This window comes from Pandoraea pnomenusa (assembly GCF_040391475.1).
GTDB classification, from domain to species: domain Bacteria; phylum Pseudomonadota; class Gammaproteobacteria; order Burkholderiales; family Burkholderiaceae; genus Pandoraea; species Pandoraea pnomenusa_C.
On the sequence record NZ_JBEBXS010000028.1, the window covers coordinates 1 to 17,860 of the forward strand.

19 protein-coding genes are annotated in these 17,860 nt (G+C 65.2%); 9 read left to right on the forward strand and 10 right to left on the reverse strand.

Going from position 1 to position 17,860, the window contains the following annotated elements:
- Nucleotides 1-58: 58 nt before the first annotated feature.
- The 3 genes from ABWO90_RS21650 to ABWO90_RS21660 form a co-directional block, all read right to left on the reverse strand.
- Nucleotides 59-1,066: an asparaginase gene (locus ABWO90_RS21650; RefSeq protein ID WP_353193286.1), complete on the reverse strand. Its 1,008-nt coding sequence runs from the start codon at nt 1,064-1,066 to the stop codon at nt 59-61.
- Nucleotides 1,063-1,566 (reverse strand): D-glycero-beta-D-manno-heptose 1-phosphate adenylyltransferase, encoded by a 504-nt coding sequence (rfaE2, locus tag ABWO90_RS21655; protein WP_353193287.1) that lies wholly within the window; start codon nt 1,564-1,566, stop codon nt 1,063-1,065. Before rfaE2 ends, ABWO90_RS21650 begins: the two co-directional genes overlap by 4 nt.
- Nucleotides 1,567-1,709: 143 nt before the next feature.
- On the reverse strand, nt 1,710-2,591 hold the full coding sequence (locus tag ABWO90_RS21660; protein WP_353193288.1) for a ferritin family protein: 882 nt from the start codon (nt 2,589-2,591) through the stop codon (nt 1,710-1,712).
- Nucleotides 2,592-3,307: 716 nt separating this feature from the next.
- Between ABWO90_RS21660 and ABWO90_RS21665 the strand changes: the two genes are divergently transcribed.
- The 3 genes from ABWO90_RS21665 to ABWO90_RS21675 all read left to right on the forward strand — a co-directional run bounded on the left by ABWO90_RS21665 (nt 3,308) and on the right by ABWO90_RS21675 (nt 5,228).
- Entirely contained in the window at nt 3,308-3,868 is a 561-nt protein-coding gene (locus tag ABWO90_RS21665) for a chalcone isomerase family protein (RefSeq protein WP_353193289.1), read from the forward strand.
- 211 nt (nt 3,869-4,079) lie between these two features.
- Complete coding sequence (locus ABWO90_RS21670) at nt 4,080-4,517, forward strand: nuclear transport factor 2 family protein (RefSeq protein ID WP_353193290.1); 438 nt, start codon at nt 4,080-4,082, stop codon at nt 4,515-4,517.
- 123 nt (nt 4,518-4,640) lie between these two features.
- On the forward strand, nt 4,641-5,228 hold the full coding sequence (locus tag ABWO90_RS21675) for a LysE family translocator (protein WP_353193337.1): 588 nt from the start codon (nt 4,641-4,643) through the stop codon (nt 5,226-5,228).
- 78 nt (nt 5,229-5,306) lie between these two features.
- Here the strand turns inward: ABWO90_RS21675 and ABWO90_RS21680 are convergent, their stop codons facing one another.
- From ABWO90_RS21680 to ABWO90_RS21695, 4 genes are all read right to left on the reverse strand, one after another.
- Nucleotides 5,307-6,149, reverse strand: coding sequence for an AraC family transcriptional regulator (locus ABWO90_RS21680; protein WP_353193291.1), 843 nt, complete (start codon nt 6,147-6,149; stop codon nt 5,307-5,309).
- A gap of 54 nt (nt 6,150-6,203) precedes the next feature.
- Entirely contained in the window at nt 6,204-7,493 is a 1,290-nt protein-coding gene (locus tag ABWO90_RS21685) for a patatin-like phospholipase family protein (RefSeq protein WP_353193292.1), read from the reverse strand.
- 91 nt (nt 7,494-7,584) lie between these two features.
- A complete protein-coding gene (locus ABWO90_RS21690) occupies nt 7,585-8,580 on the reverse strand; it encodes a PhaM family polyhydroxyalkanoate granule multifunctional regulatory protein (protein WP_353193293.1) in 996 nt (331 codons plus the stop codon).
- A gap of 219 nt (nt 8,581-8,799) precedes the next feature.
- Nucleotides 8,800-9,621, reverse strand: coding sequence for an enoyl-CoA hydratase/isomerase family protein (locus ABWO90_RS21695; protein WP_353193294.1), 822 nt, complete (start codon nt 9,619-9,621; stop codon nt 8,800-8,802).
- Between ABWO90_RS21695 and ABWO90_RS21700 the strand changes: the two genes are divergently transcribed.
- A complete protein-coding gene (locus ABWO90_RS21700) occupies nt 9,620-9,760 on the forward strand; it encodes a hypothetical protein (RefSeq protein WP_353193295.1) in 141 nt (46 codons plus the stop codon). The two genes, ABWO90_RS21695 and ABWO90_RS21700, sit on opposite strands and share 2 nt — an antisense overlap.
- A 61-nt stretch (nt 9,761-9,821) precedes the next feature.
- Here ABWO90_RS21700 and ABWO90_RS21705 read toward each other — a convergent pair whose 3' ends face one another.
- Together ABWO90_RS21705 and ABWO90_RS21710 are read right to left on the reverse strand one after the other, a co-directional pair.
- Nucleotides 9,822-10,973, reverse strand: a complete 1,152-nt coding sequence (locus ABWO90_RS21705) for an ABC transporter substrate-binding protein (RefSeq protein WP_353193296.1) — start codon at nt 10,971-10,973, stop codon at nt 9,822-9,824.
- A gap of 264 nt (nt 10,974-11,237) precedes the next feature.
- Nucleotides 11,238-12,224 (reverse strand): fumarylacetoacetate hydrolase family protein, encoded by a 987-nt coding sequence (locus ABWO90_RS21710; RefSeq protein WP_353193297.1) that lies wholly within the window; start codon nt 12,222-12,224, stop codon nt 11,238-11,240.
- Nucleotides 12,225-12,417: 193 nt separating this feature from the next.
- On the opposite strand from ABWO90_RS21710, the gene ABWO90_RS21715 reads away from it, so the two are divergent.
- The 4 genes from ABWO90_RS21715 to ABWO90_RS21730 all read left to right on the forward strand — a co-directional run bounded on the left by ABWO90_RS21715 (nt 12,418) and on the right by ABWO90_RS21730 (nt 16,099).
- Nucleotides 12,418-13,329, forward strand: coding sequence for an IclR family transcriptional regulator (locus tag ABWO90_RS21715; RefSeq protein ID WP_353193298.1), 912 nt, complete (start codon nt 12,418-12,420; stop codon nt 13,327-13,329).
- Nucleotides 13,330-13,538: 209 nt separating this feature from the next.
- Entirely contained in the window at nt 13,539-14,690 is a 1,152-nt protein-coding gene (locus tag ABWO90_RS21720) for a DUF3108 domain-containing protein (protein WP_353193299.1), read from the forward strand.
- Nucleotides 14,691-14,860: 170 nt separating this feature from the next.
- Nucleotides 14,861-15,655, forward strand: coding sequence for a 3-oxoadipate enol-lactonase (gene pcaD / locus ABWO90_RS21725; protein WP_353193300.1), 795 nt, complete (start codon nt 14,861-14,863; stop codon nt 15,653-15,655).
- Between the two features lie 186 nt (nt 15,656-15,841).
- Nucleotides 15,842-16,099, forward strand: coding sequence for a BTH_I0359 family protein (locus ABWO90_RS21730; protein WP_150679837.1), 258 nt, complete (start codon nt 15,842-15,844; stop codon nt 16,097-16,099).
- 138 nt (nt 16,100-16,237) lie between these two features.
- Here ABWO90_RS21730 and ABWO90_RS21735 read toward each other — a convergent pair whose 3' ends face one another.
- A complete protein-coding gene (locus ABWO90_RS21735) occupies nt 16,238-16,630 on the reverse strand; it encodes a rhodanese-like domain-containing protein (RefSeq protein ID WP_353193301.1) in 393 nt (130 codons plus the stop codon).
- A 99-nt stretch (nt 16,631-16,729) separates the two neighbouring features.
- Here ABWO90_RS21735 and ABWO90_RS21740 point away from each other — a divergent pair, with 99 nt between their 5' ends.
- Entirely contained in the window at nt 16,730-17,812 is a 1,083-nt protein-coding gene (locus tag ABWO90_RS21740; RefSeq protein WP_353193302.1) for a homocysteine S-methyltransferase family protein, read from the forward strand.
- Nucleotides 17,813-17,860: the final 48 nt, after the last annotated feature.

Genomic DNA, 17,860 nt, shown 5'->3' on the forward strand with positions numbered 1-17,860 from the left:
GAGAGGTCGGAGAGGTCGGAGAGGTCGGAGAGGTCGGAGAGGTCGGAGAGGTCGGGCGTCAGCCGACGCGCTTGAGTTCCACGACCGGTCGCACCACGCCCGTGTGAAGACCGCGAGCGTTCTTCACCACCGGTGATACCCAGGGGGCCAGGCCCGTGGTCTCCGGCGCGTCGACCAACCCGAGCGCCTTCAGCACAGCAACCGCCGCCGTATAAAGCGCTCGCATGTTGCCGTCGACCACTTTGATCGCAATGCCCAAACCGGCCGAACGCACGCCGATCGTCTGTACGCCGTCCGCACCGATCTTCGCCACCCAGTCACCCGGTGCCATGCGCATGAACGCCAGATCGTTGCGTGCAGTGCCGGACACCATCTCCGGCTGCTGCGTCATGGCGGCGAAAAGCGTCGCCAGCGCCGTGTCGTCGCTGGCGGCCAGACGCGCATACGCGGCAGCCAGCTTCTCCAGCGGCAACGCGTAGTTCGGTGCGGAACAGCCGTCAATGCCGAGCGGGAGGGCGTCGCCGCTCACCCCGACCACGTCGCCCACGCGCGCACGAATCGCCGTTTGCAACGGATGCGCCGGATCGAGATAGGTATCGAGAGGCAGGTTGTGCTGTGCGCAATACGCGAGGAAGCCCGCGTGCTTGCCCGAGCAGTTGTGATGCAGCGGCGTCGCCTTCAGATCGGCCGGCGCCCGCTTGCCCGTCGCCGAATAAAACGTCGGCGTGTGGCAACCGCACTGAAGATGGTGCTCGTCACAGCCCGCCTTGTTCAGCAGACTTCTTACGCCGTCGACGTGAAAGCTTTCCCCCGAGTGGCTCGCACATAGCAACGCGAGCTCCGGCTGCGTCAGGCCGAAATGCGCAACGCCATCGGCCTCGACGAACGGGAGCGCCTGGAACGGCTTGAGCGTGGAGCGCGAGAACGTCAGGAATGACGGATCGCCTGCGGCGTAACGCAGCCGCCCTTGCGCGTCGACGACTGCCACGGAACCGTAGTGCACGCACTCGACGGTATCGACGCCGTTCGCGCCGCGCGTGACTTCAACGAGAGGCGCCAGGCTCATGACTGCGCCCGCACTTTCTTGAGCAGCGATGTCGTCGAGCGCTGGTGTTCGAACGGAATCGCCAGTGCCTTGCCGCCCCAGCCACGCACCAGCGCGGACTCCGGCAGCTTGTCCATGTCGTAGTCGCCGCCCTTGACGAGAATGTCCGGTCGCACGGCGGCAATCAGGGCCTCCGGCGTCGTTTCCCCGAACGTCACCACGTAATCGACACTTTGCAGCGCCGCCAGCAACGCGGCGCGGTCGTTCTCGTTGTTGATCGGACGATCGTCGCCCTTACCGAGCGTGCGCACGGAAGCGTCCGTGTTCACGCCGACAACGAGGCAGGCGCCCAGGGCCCGTGCCTGTGCGAGATACGTCACATGGCCACGATGCAGGATGTCGAACACGCCGTTGGTGAACACGAGCGGGCGCGGCAGTGTCGGCGCCAGCGCGGCGAGGGCGTCGCGCGAGAGAATCTTGGCCTCGAAATCGGCCGGCGGAATGACTTGGGAAGATGACATGACGATGGATCGAAGTGGACGCGCTATTGTCCCACGCCGTCAGCGGGACAACAAAAAAGGGGCCGAAGCCCCTTTTTTGTCGATGCACCGGAGGTCGCACGCGTGAGCGGCAAGTCCGGTATGTCGGTACGTCCGTTTTTGACTTACGACGGCGTGGCCACTGCCGGCGCCGGTGCCGTCACGGCCGCCAGGCGGCTCGCGATTTCCTTTCGGTAGCGGTTCAGGTCCGTTGCCGTAGCAAACGTGCGCTCGAACAGCAGCGACATGTTGTGCAAAATGCGCTCGACCACCTTCTTTTCCCAGCTGTCGTCGAACTTGATCTGCTCGTCGAGCCAGTGTTCGAGCCACTCCGGTTCCGGCAAACGCGACTGCACCGTATCGTTCGGGAACAGATCCTTGTTCACATGCAGGTTGGTCGGGTGCAGCGGCTTTTCGGTGCGACGCGCCGACGCCATCAGCACGCCGATCTTCGCGAACGCGGCACGCGCGTTGTCGCCGAAGCTCGTGAGCGCCTTCTTCATGTAGCGCAGGTACGCGCCGCCATGACGGGCTTCGTCACGCGAGATGATTTCGTAGATAGCCTTGATGACCGGCTCGGTGTGCCACTCGGCAGCACGGCGATACCAGTGGTTCAGGCGGATTTCACCGCAGAAGTGCAGCATCAGCGTTTCGAGCGGCGGGGCCGGATCGAACGGGAAACGCACGGCGTGCAGTTCTGCCTCGGTCGGCACGAGATCCGGGCGGAAGCGGCGCAGGTATTCCATGAGCACCAGCGAGTGCTTCTGCTCTTCGAAGAACCACACGCTCATGAACGCGGAAAAATCGCTGTCGTCACGGTTGTCGCGCAGGAACATCTCGGTCGCCGGCAGCGCCGCCCATTCCGTGATGGCATTCATCTTGATGGTGCGCGCCTGATCGTCGGTCAGCTGGCTCGCGTCGAACTTGTCCCACGGAATGTCCTTCTCCATGTTCCAACGCACTGCCTCCAGCGACTTGTACAGTTCGGGATACAGCATTTCGTTCATTTCAATTACCCCCAAGGTCGCGAGACCTTACACCAGGACTCAAGATAGTATTGTGAAAGTTTACGCCGAATTTCGACAGACAAAACGGTGAGCGTGTCGCGGGCGGCCCCCGCCGTCCAACTTCACGTCTTGAACCCTGCCGTCGCAGAAGGACGGCGATTTCACGCCTGTTTTTCACGCCTGTTACGTGGCCGCATCCTGGCGATATGGCTTAGAGCGAGCCTACTAAAATATGGGCAAACTCTTGAATCATAACATAAATCCCTTTCATCTCCGTGGCGTTTGACACCCACATGACGGTAATGCGTCGTAATTTTGACGCCGGTCAATTTGTCACGCAAACCGCCTAAGCTCAAAGGGCGACACGCTTACGTATCCACGCCGGTTTGCACATCGCCGTCAGAGGCTCGCCCATCGGAGGCCAACGGCCGGCTTGCCCGCCCGAAAGCGCCGATAGCGGCGATAGGTCAGGGTATTTCCTTGTGCCACGGGCCTGCGCGGACGGCGCTGGATGGTCTACGCTGAAATCAGTCGTTCCGTAGTTGTGGACGCATCCCGGGAAAGCAAGCACGTTCGGCATCGCATGTGCGGTATCGGCGCCCTGCTTTGAGGATAGTTCTCAGTCGCAATTACGCAACAAGTCGCAGGCCGAGACCTCGACGGATCGACCAGGGCCTACCTACTCGACAGAATCCTTGACCGATAAGGAGCCGAGCATGGCAACTCGTCCCGCATTCGCCGCATGGCTGCGCACTGCCTGCTTGCTGACGGCAGTCGTCATCGCCCCTCGCGCCCTCGCCTTCGACGCCGGGCAACTCGCCTCGCAGGAGACGCCCGCCGTCCATCTGGTCGGCCACGGCTCGTTCTCGCGCATGGGCTTCCATCTTTACGATGCCGAACTGTTCTCCAGCGCCGATCGCGTCAGTTCGAACTGGAGTGCGCACCCACTGGTACTCGACCTGCGTTACGCACGCAGCTTCAAGTCGCATACGCTCGTGCAGCGCAGCCTGATCGAGATGACCAAGCTGCAAGTCGCGACCGACGTCGAACGCCAGCGCTGGGCGGAGGAACTCGCACGCATCCTGCCCGATGTATCTGCCGGTCAACACCTGACGGGCGTCTTCCGCCCCGGCGACGGCACGCGGTTCTTCTCGGACGGCAAGCTCATCGGCCAGATCGCGGGCGACGCCTTCGGCCGTGCGTTCTTCGCCATCTGGCTCGATCCGCGCACGAGCGCACCGGACCTTCGCGCGGAACTGATCAGCGACGCCCGTTGAAGCGGCGGGCAGTGTCTCATCGACGCCACGCGCGGGCATGACGACGCACCGTCACGGTGCGCACCCGCGTGGCGACTGGTACCTTACGGGATAGCCACTTGCGGGCCCCTGCAGCGACGCACCGCCTCGCGAGACCGGCCGCCGAACGAACGCACGGATGCACGGATAGCCCATCGAATCGCGCTTTCACAGCGCCCACGCGAGCGTGCCCATGGATATCGATCATGCTGCGGCGCTCACGCGCCTGACGCGCTACTTCGAGACCCTCACCCGCCAGAGTGTCGCCAATCTGGGCGAGTTCTACGCGCCTAACGTCTACCTCAAAACCCCGCTGAACGAAGTCCGCAGCGCCGCCGAAGTCGCCGGGCTGCTCACGCATCTGTTCGAGCGCGTCGAAGTGCCGCGCTTCGAAGTCACGGCCTCGCTCCTGTCCCACAACCAGGCAATGCTCGTCTGGAATCTCCACTTTCACGCCAAACGCTGGCTCGACGACGAACAGGTCATCCACGGCGCGTCGCACCTGCGCCTGGCCGTGGACGGCCGCGTGGCCTACCAGCGCGACTACTGGGACGCCACCGAAGACCTGTATCTCAAGCTTCCCGTCATGGGACGCCTGCTGCGCTGGCTGCGTCAGCGTCTGCTGGGCTGACGCGACCTCCCGCACGTCGTCGGCGGGCAGGTCGGAGGGCAGTTTTGTTCAATACGTCGCGTGCGTAGCCCTCTACATTCGGAACCTCGCATGACTCGCGCTATTGCGCATCGAGGTTTCCCCATGACGCTGTTCTATTCGATGGCCACCTTCGCGCTGGCCGCCTCCATAACCCCGGGCCCCGTCAATGTCGTCGCGCTGGGTTCCGGCGCACGCTACGGTCTTGGGCCCAGCCTGCGACATGTCACCGGCGCGACGGTCGGTTTCGTCGTACTGCTCGTTGCCGTCGGCTTCGGTGTCTACGAGCTGCTGCGGCGCGTACCCGTGCTGATGCACGCGATCCAGTGGTTCGGCGTGGCCTTTTTGCTGTACATGGCCTACAAGCTGGCCGTGGACAACGGCGAACTGGGCGACGCCGACCCTCGTCGCGGGCCAACGATGACGCACGGTGCGGTCATGCAATGGCTCAATCCGAAGGCGTGGCTGGCAGCACTGGCGGGGATGGGTGCGTACGCTGCGGGCGATGCCACACGCATCTGGCAATTCGCGGCGATCTATTTCGTGGTGTGCTGGCTGTCGGTGGGCTGCTGGGCTGCGGCGGGCGCAATGCTCAGTCATCACATGCGCGACGCGCGACGTGTACGGCGCCTGAACCGCGTGATGGCCGCGCTACTCGCGGGCAGCGCCGTGTATCTCGTGGCGGCCGGCTAGGCGGCGCCCCCATTCCGGGCGCGTGTGCAGTGAAGATTCCGAACGCCCAGAGCGTCGCGGGAGTGTCGTGCGGTGACGTCAGGCGACGCGCGTCTCGCGGTAATGCCCGGGCGTAGCCGCAAGCAGTTGCTTGAACGTTCGCTGAAAGTGCGCCTGATCGGCAAAACCCGCGTCGAGCGCCACTTCGGCGATAGCGTGACCGCGCCGCAGACGTGCACGCGCGTACTGAATCCGCTGGTTCATGAGATAGGCGTGCGGCGTGAGTCCGTATTGCGCCCGGAATGCCCGCGTCAGATACGACGCCGACAACCCTGCCGCCGCACAGATCTGTGCCAGCGTGAGTGCTTCGCGGCAATGCGCGCGGATGAAATCGGCGGCGTCGCGCAGCTTGTGCGAGTCGTCACGCATCGGCTGCGGTGCAGGGTTCAGCCTTTCGTGCGCGTCGATGAAGAACTGCTGCACCACGCTCTCGCGCTCCAGCCGATCGCGCGACGCGTCGGTGCAGACGTCATACAGCCGATTCAGACCGTCGTACAGCGTGGAATCGGTCGAGGACATCGGGTCGAACAGATGCAGATCCTGCCCGTGCCCGAACCCCAACTCGCGCTGCAGATCGCGCAACCACGTCGTGTCGACGAACAGCATGCGATACGCCCACGCCTCGTCGCCGATCGGATTGCACGCGTGTACCGCATCGGGGTTCATGACGACAACGCTGCCCTTGCCTACCGTCTCGCTGGCCCTGCCATTCAGATAGGTGCTGCGCCCGCCCGTCACCGCGCCGATGGAAAAGGTCTCGTGACTGTGCAGTGCGTAGCACACACGCCGACCGTCGAGCACTTCGCGCGCTTCGATGAATGGCAATGCCGGGTCGCGCCAGAACGTCGACGGGTAGGGACAGGGGACGGCAGCTTTCGACATGGACGGTGGCTCGTTCGACGCGTTCAGGAGGATTGATCGTTCAGCGACGTCACATCATGCCGCCGGTTTGCCCGTATCCGCAACTTCGGCACTCGCGTCGCGCGACAGCGGCGAGTTCGCAGGCACGCCCGCACCGCCAACCGCGCCGGCTTCCACCTGATCGAGCGGGCTCGTGCCGTCGGCTTCGGCCACGAGCCACGCAGCGATGGCGTCGCGTTGCGCGTAGGCATCGGCCTCGCCGAGCGCAATGAGTTCCTGTGTGTAAGACGACTCGAACAGCAGATAGCTCGCAAACGCCGCACCGCGCGCCTCGTCGGCACCGATGGCGCCGAGCATCGTGCGCACGGCACGCGGCAGTTGCTGCAGATGACGCGACGCAATCGGCTCGATGCGCTGGCTCGGCGAGATCAGCAGCGTCTCGATGGGCCGCCAGCCGCTGGACTCACGCTGTGCCTCGGGCACATGACGCAACACGTTGTTGATGTGCTGAAGACGCTCGAGATCCGCCGACAATCCGTCGATGAATACACTCGCGAGCGCCTGTCCGCCGATCTGCGCGAGACTCGGATAGCCCCCGATACGCTCGCCGCTGCTGTCCAGTCCGTACTGTCCGTGCGACGCCCCGATGATCAGGATACGGGTCGCGCCGAGATGAATCGGCGGACTGAGCGGCGCGATCTGACGCATCGACCCGTCCCCGAAGTACTCGGGCTGCCCGTCGAGATCGAGTTCGATGGCCGGGAACAGAAATGGAATCGCACTGGACGCGAGCAAATGCTCGACGGTCAGCGGCACGGCGCGCGCGAGGCGCAGGGAACGCTTCCACGGCTGGATCGGCGACGCGCTCTGATAGAACGTGACATGTTTGCCGGACGAGTACGAGAGCGCGGTGACGGAGAGCGCTTCGAGCGCGCCGGAAGCGAAGACCTCCGGCAGCCGGTCGAGCCGGATGGCACTGCGCAGCATGTCGGTGAGCGGCGACCAGTCGAACAGCGAGCGCGGCGAGCGGCGCAGCGCCCAACCGAGCGAGAGTGCCGCGAGCCAGCGCGCCCCGGTGCCCGCCATGCCGAGCGAGTCGGCGCGAAAGACCTGCCCTGCGTGGAACTGACGCCAGACGGCGTCGAGCTTCATCACACCGTGCTGGAAGTCATCCGCGTGCGACGCGAGCGCCGCCGCATTGATCGCACCGGCCGACGTGCCGCAGACAATCGGAAACGGAATCGCACGACGCGACGGCAAGACTTCGCGCTGGATCGCGGCAATCGCCGCGAGCACGCCCACCTGATACGCGGCGCGTGCACCTCCGCCCATCAGGACGAGACCGGTACGTTCGCCTGAAATCATGGGGTGCCTCCTCCTGACTTCGCTGTCGTTGAGTGCCTCACTCTGCGTGGCGTGGCGTGGCCACCTGTCACACCGTCAACGCCTCACGGCCTCACCACTTCCACGAGCCTTGCTTCCCGGACGTCTTGCCTGCCGCCGGAGCGCTCGAAGCCGTATCGTCCGATCCGGCAGCCGTACGCGCCGTCTTCGCTGCCGCCTTGGTTGATGTCTTCGCGGACGTCTTGGCGGCGGCCGACTTCGCCGGCGGCTTCTTGCTCGCAGGCGCTCGCTTCGCGGCGGCGGTTTTACCCGCCGCCTTGGTCGCGCCCGACGCCGCTTTTCCCGCCGCGCCGGTCTTGCCCGCCGTCTTCGATGCCTTCGAGGTCTTCGCTGCGCCCGCTCCCGACGGTTTCGTCGACGTCGTGTGTGTCGCCTTCGCTGCCGCGTCGGACATCTGCGCGGCGGCGGCTTCCGTCATCTGCGCTGCCGACATGCCGGCAGCCTGCGCCGCGGCCGCGATCTGATCGAATTGGGCCCGCATGGCGTTGAACCACATCGACGGGTCGAGCGCGGCATACGCCTGCCCCGCTTGCGCAAACGGCGACGACGTGTCGCCCGCTTCCGACGGTGCCTCCTGCGCTCCGGCAGACGCCTCCGCCGCGGGTTCAGGCTCGGGCTCGCCCTGCGACGCCTCGACGTCCTGCGCCGGTTCCGTCGCACCGAACGGGGAACGCCAGAAACCGGAGGCCTGGCCGAACGACGGCGCTTCGCTGCCTTCCGACGTACCCGACGCGGCACCGGTGTCGGCGGATGCGCTCGATGCGCCGAAGCCGCCCGAGCCGAACGCGCGCAGCGTCGCGTAAGTGGCGCGCTGCACTTCGAACGCCTGAATGGTCGAGCGCAGCACGTTCAGATTGAGCGTGAGCCATTGCTCCACGGCCCGCATCTCGGCAATGCGATTCTCGATTTCGTTCGGATCGAGCAACGGTGCGGCGCTCTGCATCAGTTGCGTGAGCGGTGAAGTGAAGGTCGCGGGCGGGCTGAACGCCTCCCACATCTTCTTGAGAATGTCGAAGCCGTTGGGCATGGCACTCGTCGAATCGCTCATTGCAGTCTCCAGTCAGGGTCCGGGACGGACGGCCTGCGGGGTCTCACTTCCCGGCAGACCGCGCACGTCAAGGCTCAGGGGCATTTTTACCGATCATACGCCCAGCCCGTGCGATTGGTGTGTCAGCGCCTGTTAGCGCGGATTACCGGCGGATTACGGGCGGCTTGATGGCGCCTTGATAGCGCCTTAATGGCCGATTACGGGCGTATGACGCGGCGCTCAGAACGGCGCGTCGCCGCTGTAGTCCGGCGCCCGGCGCTCGCGTAGCGACGCAATACCTTCGCGCACGTCCGGCCCGGCAAAGCCCATGAATTCGAGGGCCAGCGACGCATCGAACGACGGCCCGGCACTGCGCAGCCAGTTGTTGAGCGCGTACTTGGTCCAGCGAATCGCCGTGGTCGAGCCGCTCGCGAGCTTGTCGGCCACCTCGAACGCCTTGGGCAGCAGGTCCGCTTCGTCCACCGTAAGCGACACGAGTCCGATGCGCTCGGCCTCTTCGCCCGAGACCGGCTCGCACAGCAGCAGGTAGTACTTCGCCTTCGCCATGCCGCACAGCAGCGGCCACACGATGGCCGCGTGATCGCCGGCTGCCACGCCAAGTCGCGTGTGACCGTCGATGATGCGGGCGTTCTTCGCAGCGATCGAGATGTCGGCCAGCAGGCCTGCGACCAGCCCTGCCCCCACCGCCGGGCCATGCATGGCGGAGACGATCGGCTTGCTGCAATTGATCACGTTGTAGACCAGGTCGCGCGCCTCGCGCCACACACGGGCACGCACAGCAAAGTCGTCGGCCATGTCTTCGACGAGCGACAGGTCGCCGCCGCCCGAGAAGCCCTTGCCCTCACCGCGAATCACCACGGCGCGCGTTTCGGGATCGCGGTCGATGTCGCGCCACACGTCGGCCAGTTCCTGGTGCATGCGATGGTCCGCCGTCGACAGGCCGCTCTTGTTCGCCCCGGCGCCCATGATGAGTTCGAGCACGCCATTCGGATGCCGCTTGAATTGCAGCGACTGATAGTGTTGATACGGGTCTTGCGACATGGCTTACCGCTCCAAAAAAATATCCCCGCAGGAGCGGGGATGGGAAACAGCGGCACCGGACAAAGCCGGCACCGCCGACGGTCAACTGTTCGATGCGAGTGCCGTCGGCTCGCTCGCATCCTTCAACACCTGCGAGTGAACGGCGCACTGGCCGCGCACGGATGGCACGCCAGCGCTGCACGGCCACCGCGCCAACGCACTTACTGTGCGATCACCCACTTGCCGTTGTCGATCTTCACCATCACGCGAGCACGCTGGTCGAGGCCAAGGTGATCGGTCGGGCTCATGTTGATGACGCCGTTCGAGACGTGAACGTCCTTGCTGCTCTCGATCGCGTCGCGCAGCGCCTTGCGGAACTCCGGGGTGCCCGGCTTGGCCGTCTTCAGCGCGATCGGGATCGCGCGCTGGAGCAGAATGCCGGCGTCCCAGGCGTACGAGCCGAAGGCCGCCACCTTGCCCGGACCATACTTGGCGTCGAACTTCTTGATGTAGTCGAGCGCAACCGCCTTGGCCGGATGGTCGTTCGGCAACTGCGAGGCCACGAGCACCGGGCTGGCCGGCAGGTACGTGTTGTTGCAGTCCTTGCCGCACACGCGCAGGAAGTCGTTATTGCCCACGCCGTGGTTGTGATACACGAGGCCCTTGTAACCGCGCTCTGCGAGTGCCTTCGGCGGCAGTGCCGCAGGCGTGCCGGCGGCCCCGACCACGACGGCGTCCGGGTTCGTTGCCATGATTTTCAGAATCTGGCCGGTCACGCTCGGGTCGGTGCGCGCGAAGCGCTCGCTCGCCACCATCTTGATCTTGTGCAGGGCGGCGAACTTCGCCACTTCTTCGTAGAACGCTTCGCCCAAGGCATCGCCCTGACCGATGAACGCCATCGTCTTCACGCCGTGACGGCTCGCGTGCTCGGCAATGGCCGATGCCATCTGCGCGTCGGTCTGCGGCGTCTTGAACATCCAGTAGCGCTTGGCGTCGACCGGTTCGATGATGCGTGCGGACGATGCAAGCGAGATCGTCGGCGTGGTGCCGCTGGCGATCACGTCGAGCATGGCCAGCGTGTTCGGCGTGATCGACGAGCCGATGATGGCGTCGACGTGGTTCTCGGAGATGAGCTTCTTGGTGTTCTGAACGGCGGTCGTGGTGTCCGACGCGTCGTCGAGCACCACGTAGTCGACCTTCTGGCCGCCGATCTCGGTCGGCAGCATGGCAATGGTGTCGCGCGCGGGAAGGCCGAGCGAAGCGGCAGGGCCGGTGAGCGAGATGCTTACGCCGATCTTGACCTGGGCGGCAGCGCCGCCGGCCAATGCCAGCAACATCGCACCCAGCAGGGCAGTGCGCACGGGGTTTCGCATGGAAAATCTCCTGGTCTGGCCTGCGCTCGGTTTTTCTATACACGGGCGCCCCGGGACGGACACCTCGCGCCGCGCCGGCGAAAGTTAGGGCCGGCTCGCTCGCCCCGTAGGGGTGCGAACCGACTCAAGGAGACAAAGAATAGCGGAGCCAGAATTGCCCGCCATATCCGGGTTCACCCTATGAACGTGACAGTGCGCGCCCTGAAAACGCCCGCCAGGCGCGGCGTTTCAGGGATCGCACACGTTTTTGGGCGCCCGGGCGGCTTACTCGTCGAGCGGCGAGACAGCCTGATCGATAGCGCCGAAAATCGACTTGCCCTGCGCGTCGAACATTTCGATGCGAACGCGATCGCCGTAGCGCATGAAGGCCGTCTCCGGCGCGCCCTTGTCGATCGTCTCGAGCATGCGCTTCTCGGCAATGCACGCGCTGCCACGGCTGCGGTCCTTGTTCGAGATCGTGCCCGAGCCCACGATGGTGCCTGCACGCACGTTGCGCGTCTTGCACACGTGCGCCACCAGTTGGCCAAAGTCGAACACCATGTCCTCGCCGCACTCCGGCGCGCCGAACTTCTTGTCGTTCCACTTCACGGTGAGCGGACGGTGCACACGGCCGTCGCGCCAGGCGTCGCCCAGTTCGTCCGGCGTGATGGCCACCGGCGAGAAGCTGCTCGCAGGCTTGCTCTGGAAGAAGCCGAAGCCCTTGGCCAGTTCGGCGGGAATCAGGTTGCGCAGGCTCACGTCGTTGACCAGCATCAGCAAACGCACGCCTTCGAGCGCACGCGCCGGGCTTGCCCCCATCGGCACGTCCGACGTGACCACCGCGACCTCCGCCTCGAAGTCGATGCCGAAGTCTTCCGACGCGCATACGATGTCGTCCGTCGCGCCGATGAAGTCGTCGCTGCCGCCCTGGTACATCAGCGGGTCGGTCCAGAATTCGGGCGGCATTTCCGCACCGCGCGCCTTGCGCACCAGTTCAACGTGGTTCACGTAAGCGGAGCCGTCGGCCCACTGATACGCACGCGGCAGCGGCGCCATGCACTCGGCCGGATCGAACGCGAAGCTGTTGCGCGCGCGATGGTGGTTGAGTTCCGTGTACAGGGTCTGCAACTGCGGGGCGTAGAAGGTCCAGTCGTCGAGCACGCGTTGCAGCGTGGGGGCGATGGCGTCGGCGATGCAGGCGATCGAGAGGTCACGCGAGACGACGATCAGTTGACCGTCGCGGGTGCCGTCCTTGCGGGTAGCGAGTTTCATATGTGAGAGTCTGCGGGCTGTCTCAGGCCCGATAGAATGGCGCTTGAAGCCGAAGATTCTACCTGAGGGCATGGGGGTGCAGCGGGCACGCCACGCGCCGTGCAGGCAGGTGGCAGATCACGCGGCAGCACCGGTGGCGTGCGCCTTGAGCGCGAGCGCCCCCGCGATGAAAAGACAAGGAAGATCGAGACACATGACAGCGCCTGAGAATCAACGCAAGCACGACCCGCAAGGCAAGCCGGACAAGGCGGCACAGCGCGATCATGATGATCACGCCGCCCCCGAGACATCGGCAGCCACGCCGGACGAAGAGAAGACCCGATCCGGCATCCAGTCCATCGAGGTGGGCTTCCGGCTCATCGAGGTGCTCACCGAAGCGTCGAACGCGATGATGTTGCGCGACCTCGCGCACGCCGCCGGCATGAATCCCGCCAAGGCGCACCGTTACCTCGTGAGCTTCCAGCGGCTCGGCCTCATCGTGCAGGACCCCGTGAGCGGACGCTACGACCTCGGCCCGTTCACGTTGCGCATGGGTCTCGCACACCTCGCGCGCATCGACGCCTTCAAGGCCGCGCGCTTCGCGTTGTCGGAGCTGCGCGACGCCATCGACCAGACCGTCGGTCTCGCGGTCTGGGGCAATTCCGGGCCGACCGTGGTGCATTGGCTCGAATCGACCTTCCCGATGCGCGTACCCCTGCGCCTGGGCGACGTCATGCCCATGCTGGAGTCGGCCGCCGGACGCCTGTTCGCCGCCTATCTGCCCGAACGCCAGACGGCACCACTCATCGACGCCGCGCTCGCCGCCCTGCAACACGCGTCGCGTCATCATCTGCCTGCCACACGCGAGCAATACGATGCGGTACTCGACGACGTGCGCGCGCACCGGGCGTCCCGGGTCGAAGGCACGGTGCTGCCATCGGTCAACGCGTTCTGCATGCCGGTGTTCGACGCCACGGGACAACTCGTCATGGGGTTGATGGCCCTCGGCCCGGAGAGCCGCTTCGACGCGCGCTGGGGCGGCCCGATCGACGTGGCGCTGCGCACCCTCGCCCAGAAGCTCTCGGCGGACCTCGGACACGCGCACGCGCCGGGACCCAAGCCCTGATCCGGCGGCCGGACGACAGGCAAGCCTCACCGGAACAGCGAGACGGCGTGAAGCGAGGGCGCGCGAGGCATCGCGGTCGCCTCGACCGCCGTCTCGCGCTGGCCTGCTGAACGGCCACCGGCAGGAACTGTCGAACCGGTTTGCCCGCAATGTGAGATGCTGACGACCTGACGTTCCAGCCCATCGATCCCATCGAGCTGACTGATCTCGTGTCATCGCGCCTTCCTCCCTCCACGCCCAACGCCTCGAACGCCTCCGAAGTGACCGCACACCCCGACCGTCCCGGCAACGCCCTGGCGACACCCGGTGGCCGTACACCGGCCGGGGGCAAGCGTCGGCGCTGGCTCGTCTGGGCGAGCGTGTTGTTGGCGGTGTTCGTCGCACACGTGCTCATCGCGTTCTGGGTGGCGGTGCATCGCAAGACCCTCGACGACACGCCGATCCCCGAAATTCCGATCACGCTGATTCCGCTCAAACCCGTTGCCCCGCCAGCGCCGCCGGCACCCCCTGTGCCGCCCAAACCCGTCGTGAAGCCGAAGGCGCCTGCCGCAGCCGCGCCCCCCGACACGCTGGCCGCACCGGCCACGTCCGACGCGCCCGGGCCGCAGGCGGCCTCCGAGACGGTCGCGGGCAGCGGCGACACGCCCGGTGCCAGCAGCGCACCTGCGGCCGCCGGGCCGCCGCTGACCGCCGCCGCCGCGAACGGCGACAAGTTCGATCCCCCGCCATCCGCCACGCTGACGTATGACGCGCTCATGAACGGCGTGCGCAACCAGACCGGCCAACTGCAATGGGTGAACGAGAACGGCCATTACCGAATGCGAATCGCGGTGCCGATCATCTTTTTCGGCACGTTCGAATTCATCAGCGAAGGGGGCTTCGACGTGAACGGCATCGCGCCGTCCCGTTATGTGGAAAAACGCGGGCGGCGCGCGGAATATGTCACCGACTTCCATCGCGACGCCACGCCGCCCATGCTGAGCTTCTCCCGCTCCGGCCAGTCGGTGCCGCTCGCCCCCGGCGCACAGGACCGATTCAGCGTGATGATGCAACTGGCGGGCTACGCGAGAGGGAATCCCGAGCGCTACACGCAGGTCGGGGTGACGCACGAGTTCACGGTCGTCGACACGGACAGCAGCGAAGTGTGGCCGGTGCAGTACGTCGGCAGCGAGACGCTGTCCACGCCCCAGGGTTACGTCGAAACCCGTCATTTCACGCGACTGCCGCGCAAGGCCGGCGATGAGCGGCGCGTCGACATCTGGCTCGCACCGTCGCTCAATTGGCTGCCCGTGCGTGTCAAGCAGATCGAACCGTCGGGCAACGAATTCGAACTGATCTTCACCGAAAAATCGCCGTCCTGAAATCCTTAGATTTTCGAGCGATCCACAGGCCATGCGGCGTGCAAGCGAAGTGTTGCCCCACTACGACGAATCGCCCTGCACAAGCCCACGCTTCCTGACATAATCAGATTCATCCCACTGGATCGACGCCACTTCGCCAACGTATCGACGAAACTCAGGGACAGCACATCATGAAAGTCAGTGCCAACGGTGCATCGATTCACTACGCGGTAGACGGCCACGGTCCGTGGCTGACGCTCGCTCACCCATTGGGTGCGGACCTCACGGTCTGGGACGACATCGTGCCGGACCTGGCTGCCCATTTTCGTGTCCTTCGGTACGACAGCCGTGGCCACGGTCAGAGCGACGTGCCACGCGGCCCCTACACCGTCGAACAGTTGGCTGCCGACGCCACCGCCCTGCTCAGTTCGCTGGAAATCACGACCACCCACTTCGTCGGCATTTCGATGGGCGGCGCCGTCGCGCAACAGGTCGCACTCGACGCGCCGGAGCGCATCGCCAGCCTCGCGCTGATCGACACGACGGCAGGCTACGACGAGGCCGATGCGAAGCTGTTCCTCGAACGTGCCGTGCAAGCGCGGGAAAAGGGCATGAAGGCACTGGCCGACGGCACGCTCGGGCGCTGGCTCGGCGAGGACTTTCGCAAGCGGCATCCGGCGCAGGCCGAGCGCATTCGCGCGCTGGTGGCGGGTGCGCACCCCGAGGGGTTCGCCGCGTCGTGCGAGGCCCTGGCGACGTTCGATGTGCGAACGAGATTGCCGGAGATCGAGGCGCCGACCCTGGTGCTGGTAGGGGAAAACGATCCCTCGACCCCGCCGGCGGTCGCGCAGCGCATTGCCAGCGGTATCCCGAATGCCCGCCTGACCGTCATTCCGGACGCCGCGCACCTGTCCATCGTCGAACAGAAACAGTTGGTAACCAATGCCCTTGCAACATTTCTGCAGGGGCACGTATCTAACGTTTGAACCCTGCAAAAAGCGGGACCTGGAGCGGGACCTTTGACAAAGGAGGGCAGAAACCTTTGAATTCGCCATTGAATTCGTCAGCCGGTGTGCCGATAAGCGAATCATGGGGCATCGCCTCTTGAAATCGCGCCGCGTCGCCCCGATTTGGGGTATCAAGGACCATGCAGGAACACCAGGAGAGTTGCCATGCTCATGATTTACAACAGCCCGAACTACTGTGTCGTTGAGTTTGCCGCCGATAACGGCAATCACTCGCTGTCTGCCGGTGGCTATGAAATCGTGGACAAGACCGCTGGCCGTGAGATCTTCCTCGACGGCTCGCTTGCCCGGCAATTCCGTGAAGAAGTGCAGAAATTGATTGCTTCCGAGCCGTCAGAGGACGAAGTCGACGAATTCCTCGGTCAGTTCGACACCTTCATGACGAACCCGGTCGTGCTCCACTGAAACCCTCGCCAACGCGGTAGCACCACACGAAAAACCCTCGCCACGGCGAGGGTTTTTTCATGCGCGCCAGCCCGATATTCCGTCCGACCCCGGCCGGCCCCTTCGAACCTTGCCTGCCGGTCAAGCCACGGCGAAGGGTCAGCACTGCTCCCACGGCAGGCCGTCGAAGCGCCAGCCATTCACGGCATTGCGATGATGTGTGGCGTCCAGATCGCCCTCGAAGCCGTGCAGCACGCCGTAGACATTCAGGAACCCCGCCGCCTCCAGCGCTTCACCGGCCGCCGTGCTCCGATTGCCGCTGCGGCAAATGAGCAACACGGGCCGGTCGCCCCCGGCCCCGGCGAGCTTGCGCACGCTCTGCACGAAATGCGGGTTGATCTCCCAATCCGGGCCGTCGTTCCATGCCACGTGGATCGCGCCGGCCGGATGGCCCACGAACAGGTATTCCATCTCGCTGCGGCAATCGACGAACAGCGCGTTGGCGTTGGCTTGCAGAAACTTGTGGGCAGCGCTCGGGAGCAGGAATTCCATATCGTGAACGAAAGAGGTTGAGAACGGCGCCGCGCGGGCGGAAAGCGCCAAAACCATTACAATTATAGGTTTTCCGGCCACGCCAAGGCGACGTCCCTCATGACCACCGCAACCCCACCCGCCAAGAAAGCCACGCCTTACACGCGCGGACAGGCGCTGCCTGCGCTGCTCGAATCGCGCATCCTGATTCTGGACGGCGCCATGGGGACGATGATCCAGCAGTACAAGCTGGGCGAAGCGCAGTACCGTGGCGAGCGTTTCGCCGACTTCGCGCACGACGTCAAGGGCAACAACGAGTTGCTCTCGCTCACGCGCCCCGATGTCATCAGCGAGATCCACCGCAAGTACCTGGCGGCGGGCGCCGACATCATCGAGACGAACACCTTCGGCGCCACGACGATCGCCCAGAGCGACTATCACATGGAGGATCTGGCCGACGAAATGAACCGCGAGTCGGCGCGCCTGGCGCGCGAGGCCTGCGATGCGTTCAGCACGTCGGACAAGCCGCGCTTCGCTGCCGGCGCCGTCGGCCCGACGCCCAAGACCGCCAGCATCAGCCCGGACGTAAACGATCCGGGCGCGCGCAACGTCGACTTCGACCAGTTGCGCGACGCCTACTACGCGCAAGCCAAGTCGCTGCTCGAAGGCGGCGTGGACCTGTTCCTCGTCGAGACGATCTTCGACACGCTCAACGCCAAGGCCGCGCTTTTCGCCATCGACGAGCTGTTCGAAGACACGGGCGAAGTGCTGCCGATCATGATTTCGGGCACGGTGACCGACGCCTCCGGACGCATTCTGTCGGGCCAGACCGTCGAGGCGTTCTGGAACTCGCTGCGTCACGCCCGTCCGCTCACGTTCGGCCTGAACTGCGCGCTGGGTGCAACGCTCATGCGCCCGTACATCGCCGAGCTGGCCAAGCTGTGCAACACCTATGTGTCGGTCTACCCGAACGCCGGGCTGCCCAACCCGATGAGCGATACCGGCTTCGACGAGACCCCCGACGTGACGTCCGGCCTGCTCCGGGAGTTCGCGCAAGCGGGGTTGGTGAATCTGGCCGGTGGCTGCTGCGGCACCACCCCGGACCACATCGCAGAGATCGCCAAGGCGCTGGCCGATGTGAAGCCGCGCCGCTGGCCGTCGCAGTATCGCGGCAGCGATAGCGAGATGGATAACGCCGCCTGACGGCAAGACTGACAGCAAGACGCCCGGCGCGCCGCCCGAACCCGCGGC

Excerpts from the sequence above, each read along its gene's own strand:
- ABWO90_RS21705 (WP_353193296.1), bottom strand. The coding sequence starts at position 10,973 with ATGCGAAACCCCGTGCGCACTGCCCTGCTGGGTGCGATGTTGCTGGCA.
- rfaE2 (WP_353193287.1), bottom strand. The coding sequence starts at position 1,566 with ATGTCATCTTCCCAAGTCATTCCGCCGGCCGATTTCGAGGCCAAGATT.
- ABWO90_RS21685 (WP_353193292.1), bottom strand. The coding sequence starts at position 7,493 with ATGATTTCAGGCGAACGTACCGGTCTCGTCCTGATGGGCGGAGGTGCA.
- ABWO90_RS21650 (WP_353193286.1), bottom strand. The coding sequence starts at position 1,066 with ATGAGCCTGGCGCCTCTCGTTGAAGTCACGCGCGGCGCGAACGGCGTC.
- ABWO90_RS21675 (WP_353193337.1), top strand. The coding sequence starts at position 4,641 with ATGACGCTGTTCTATTCGATGGCCACCTTCGCGCTGGCCGCCTCCATA.
- ABWO90_RS21700 (WP_353193295.1), top strand. The coding sequence starts at position 9,620 with ATGGCTTACCGCTCCAAAAAAATATCCCCGCAGGAGCGGGGATGGGAA.
- ABWO90_RS21670 (WP_353193290.1), top strand. The coding sequence starts at position 4,080 with ATGGATATCGATCATGCTGCGGCGCTCACGCGCCTGACGCGCTACTTC.
- ABWO90_RS21665 (WP_353193289.1), top strand. The coding sequence starts at position 3,308 with ATGGCAACTCGTCCCGCATTCGCCGCATGGCTGCGCACTGCCTGCTTG.
- ABWO90_RS21690 (WP_353193293.1), bottom strand. The coding sequence starts at position 8,580 with ATGAGCGATTCGACGAGTGCCATGCCCAACGGCTTCGACATTCTCAAG.
- ABWO90_RS21740 (WP_353193302.1), top strand. The coding sequence starts at position 16,730 with ATGACCACCGCAACCCCACCCGCCAAGAAAGCCACGCCTTACACGCGC.
- ABWO90_RS21710 (WP_353193297.1), bottom strand. The coding sequence starts at position 12,224 with ATGAAACTCGCTACCCGCAAGGACGGCACCCGCGACGGTCAACTGATC.
- ABWO90_RS21680 (WP_353193291.1), bottom strand. The coding sequence starts at position 6,149 with ATGTCGAAAGCTGCCGTCCCCTGTCCCTACCCGTCGACGTTCTGGCGC.
- ABWO90_RS21660 (WP_353193288.1), bottom strand. The coding sequence starts at position 2,591 with ATGAACGAAATGCTGTATCCCGAACTGTACAAGTCGCTGGAGGCAGTG.
- pcaD (WP_353193300.1), top strand. The coding sequence starts at position 14,861 with ATGAAAGTCAGTGCCAACGGTGCATCGATTCACTACGCGGTAGACGGC.
- ABWO90_RS21735 (WP_353193301.1), bottom strand. The coding sequence starts at position 16,630 with ATGGAATTCCTGCTCCCGAGCGCTGCCCACAAGTTTCTGCAAGCCAAC.
- ABWO90_RS21715 (WP_353193298.1), top strand. The coding sequence starts at position 12,418 with ATGACAGCGCCTGAGAATCAACGCAAGCACGACCCGCAAGGCAAGCCG.
- ABWO90_RS21695 (WP_353193294.1), bottom strand. The coding sequence starts at position 9,621 with ATGTCGCAAGACCCGTATCAACACTATCAGTCGCTGCAATTCAAGCGG.
- ABWO90_RS21730 (WP_150679837.1), top strand. The coding sequence starts at position 15,842 with ATGCTCATGATTTACAACAGCCCGAACTACTGTGTCGTTGAGTTTGCC.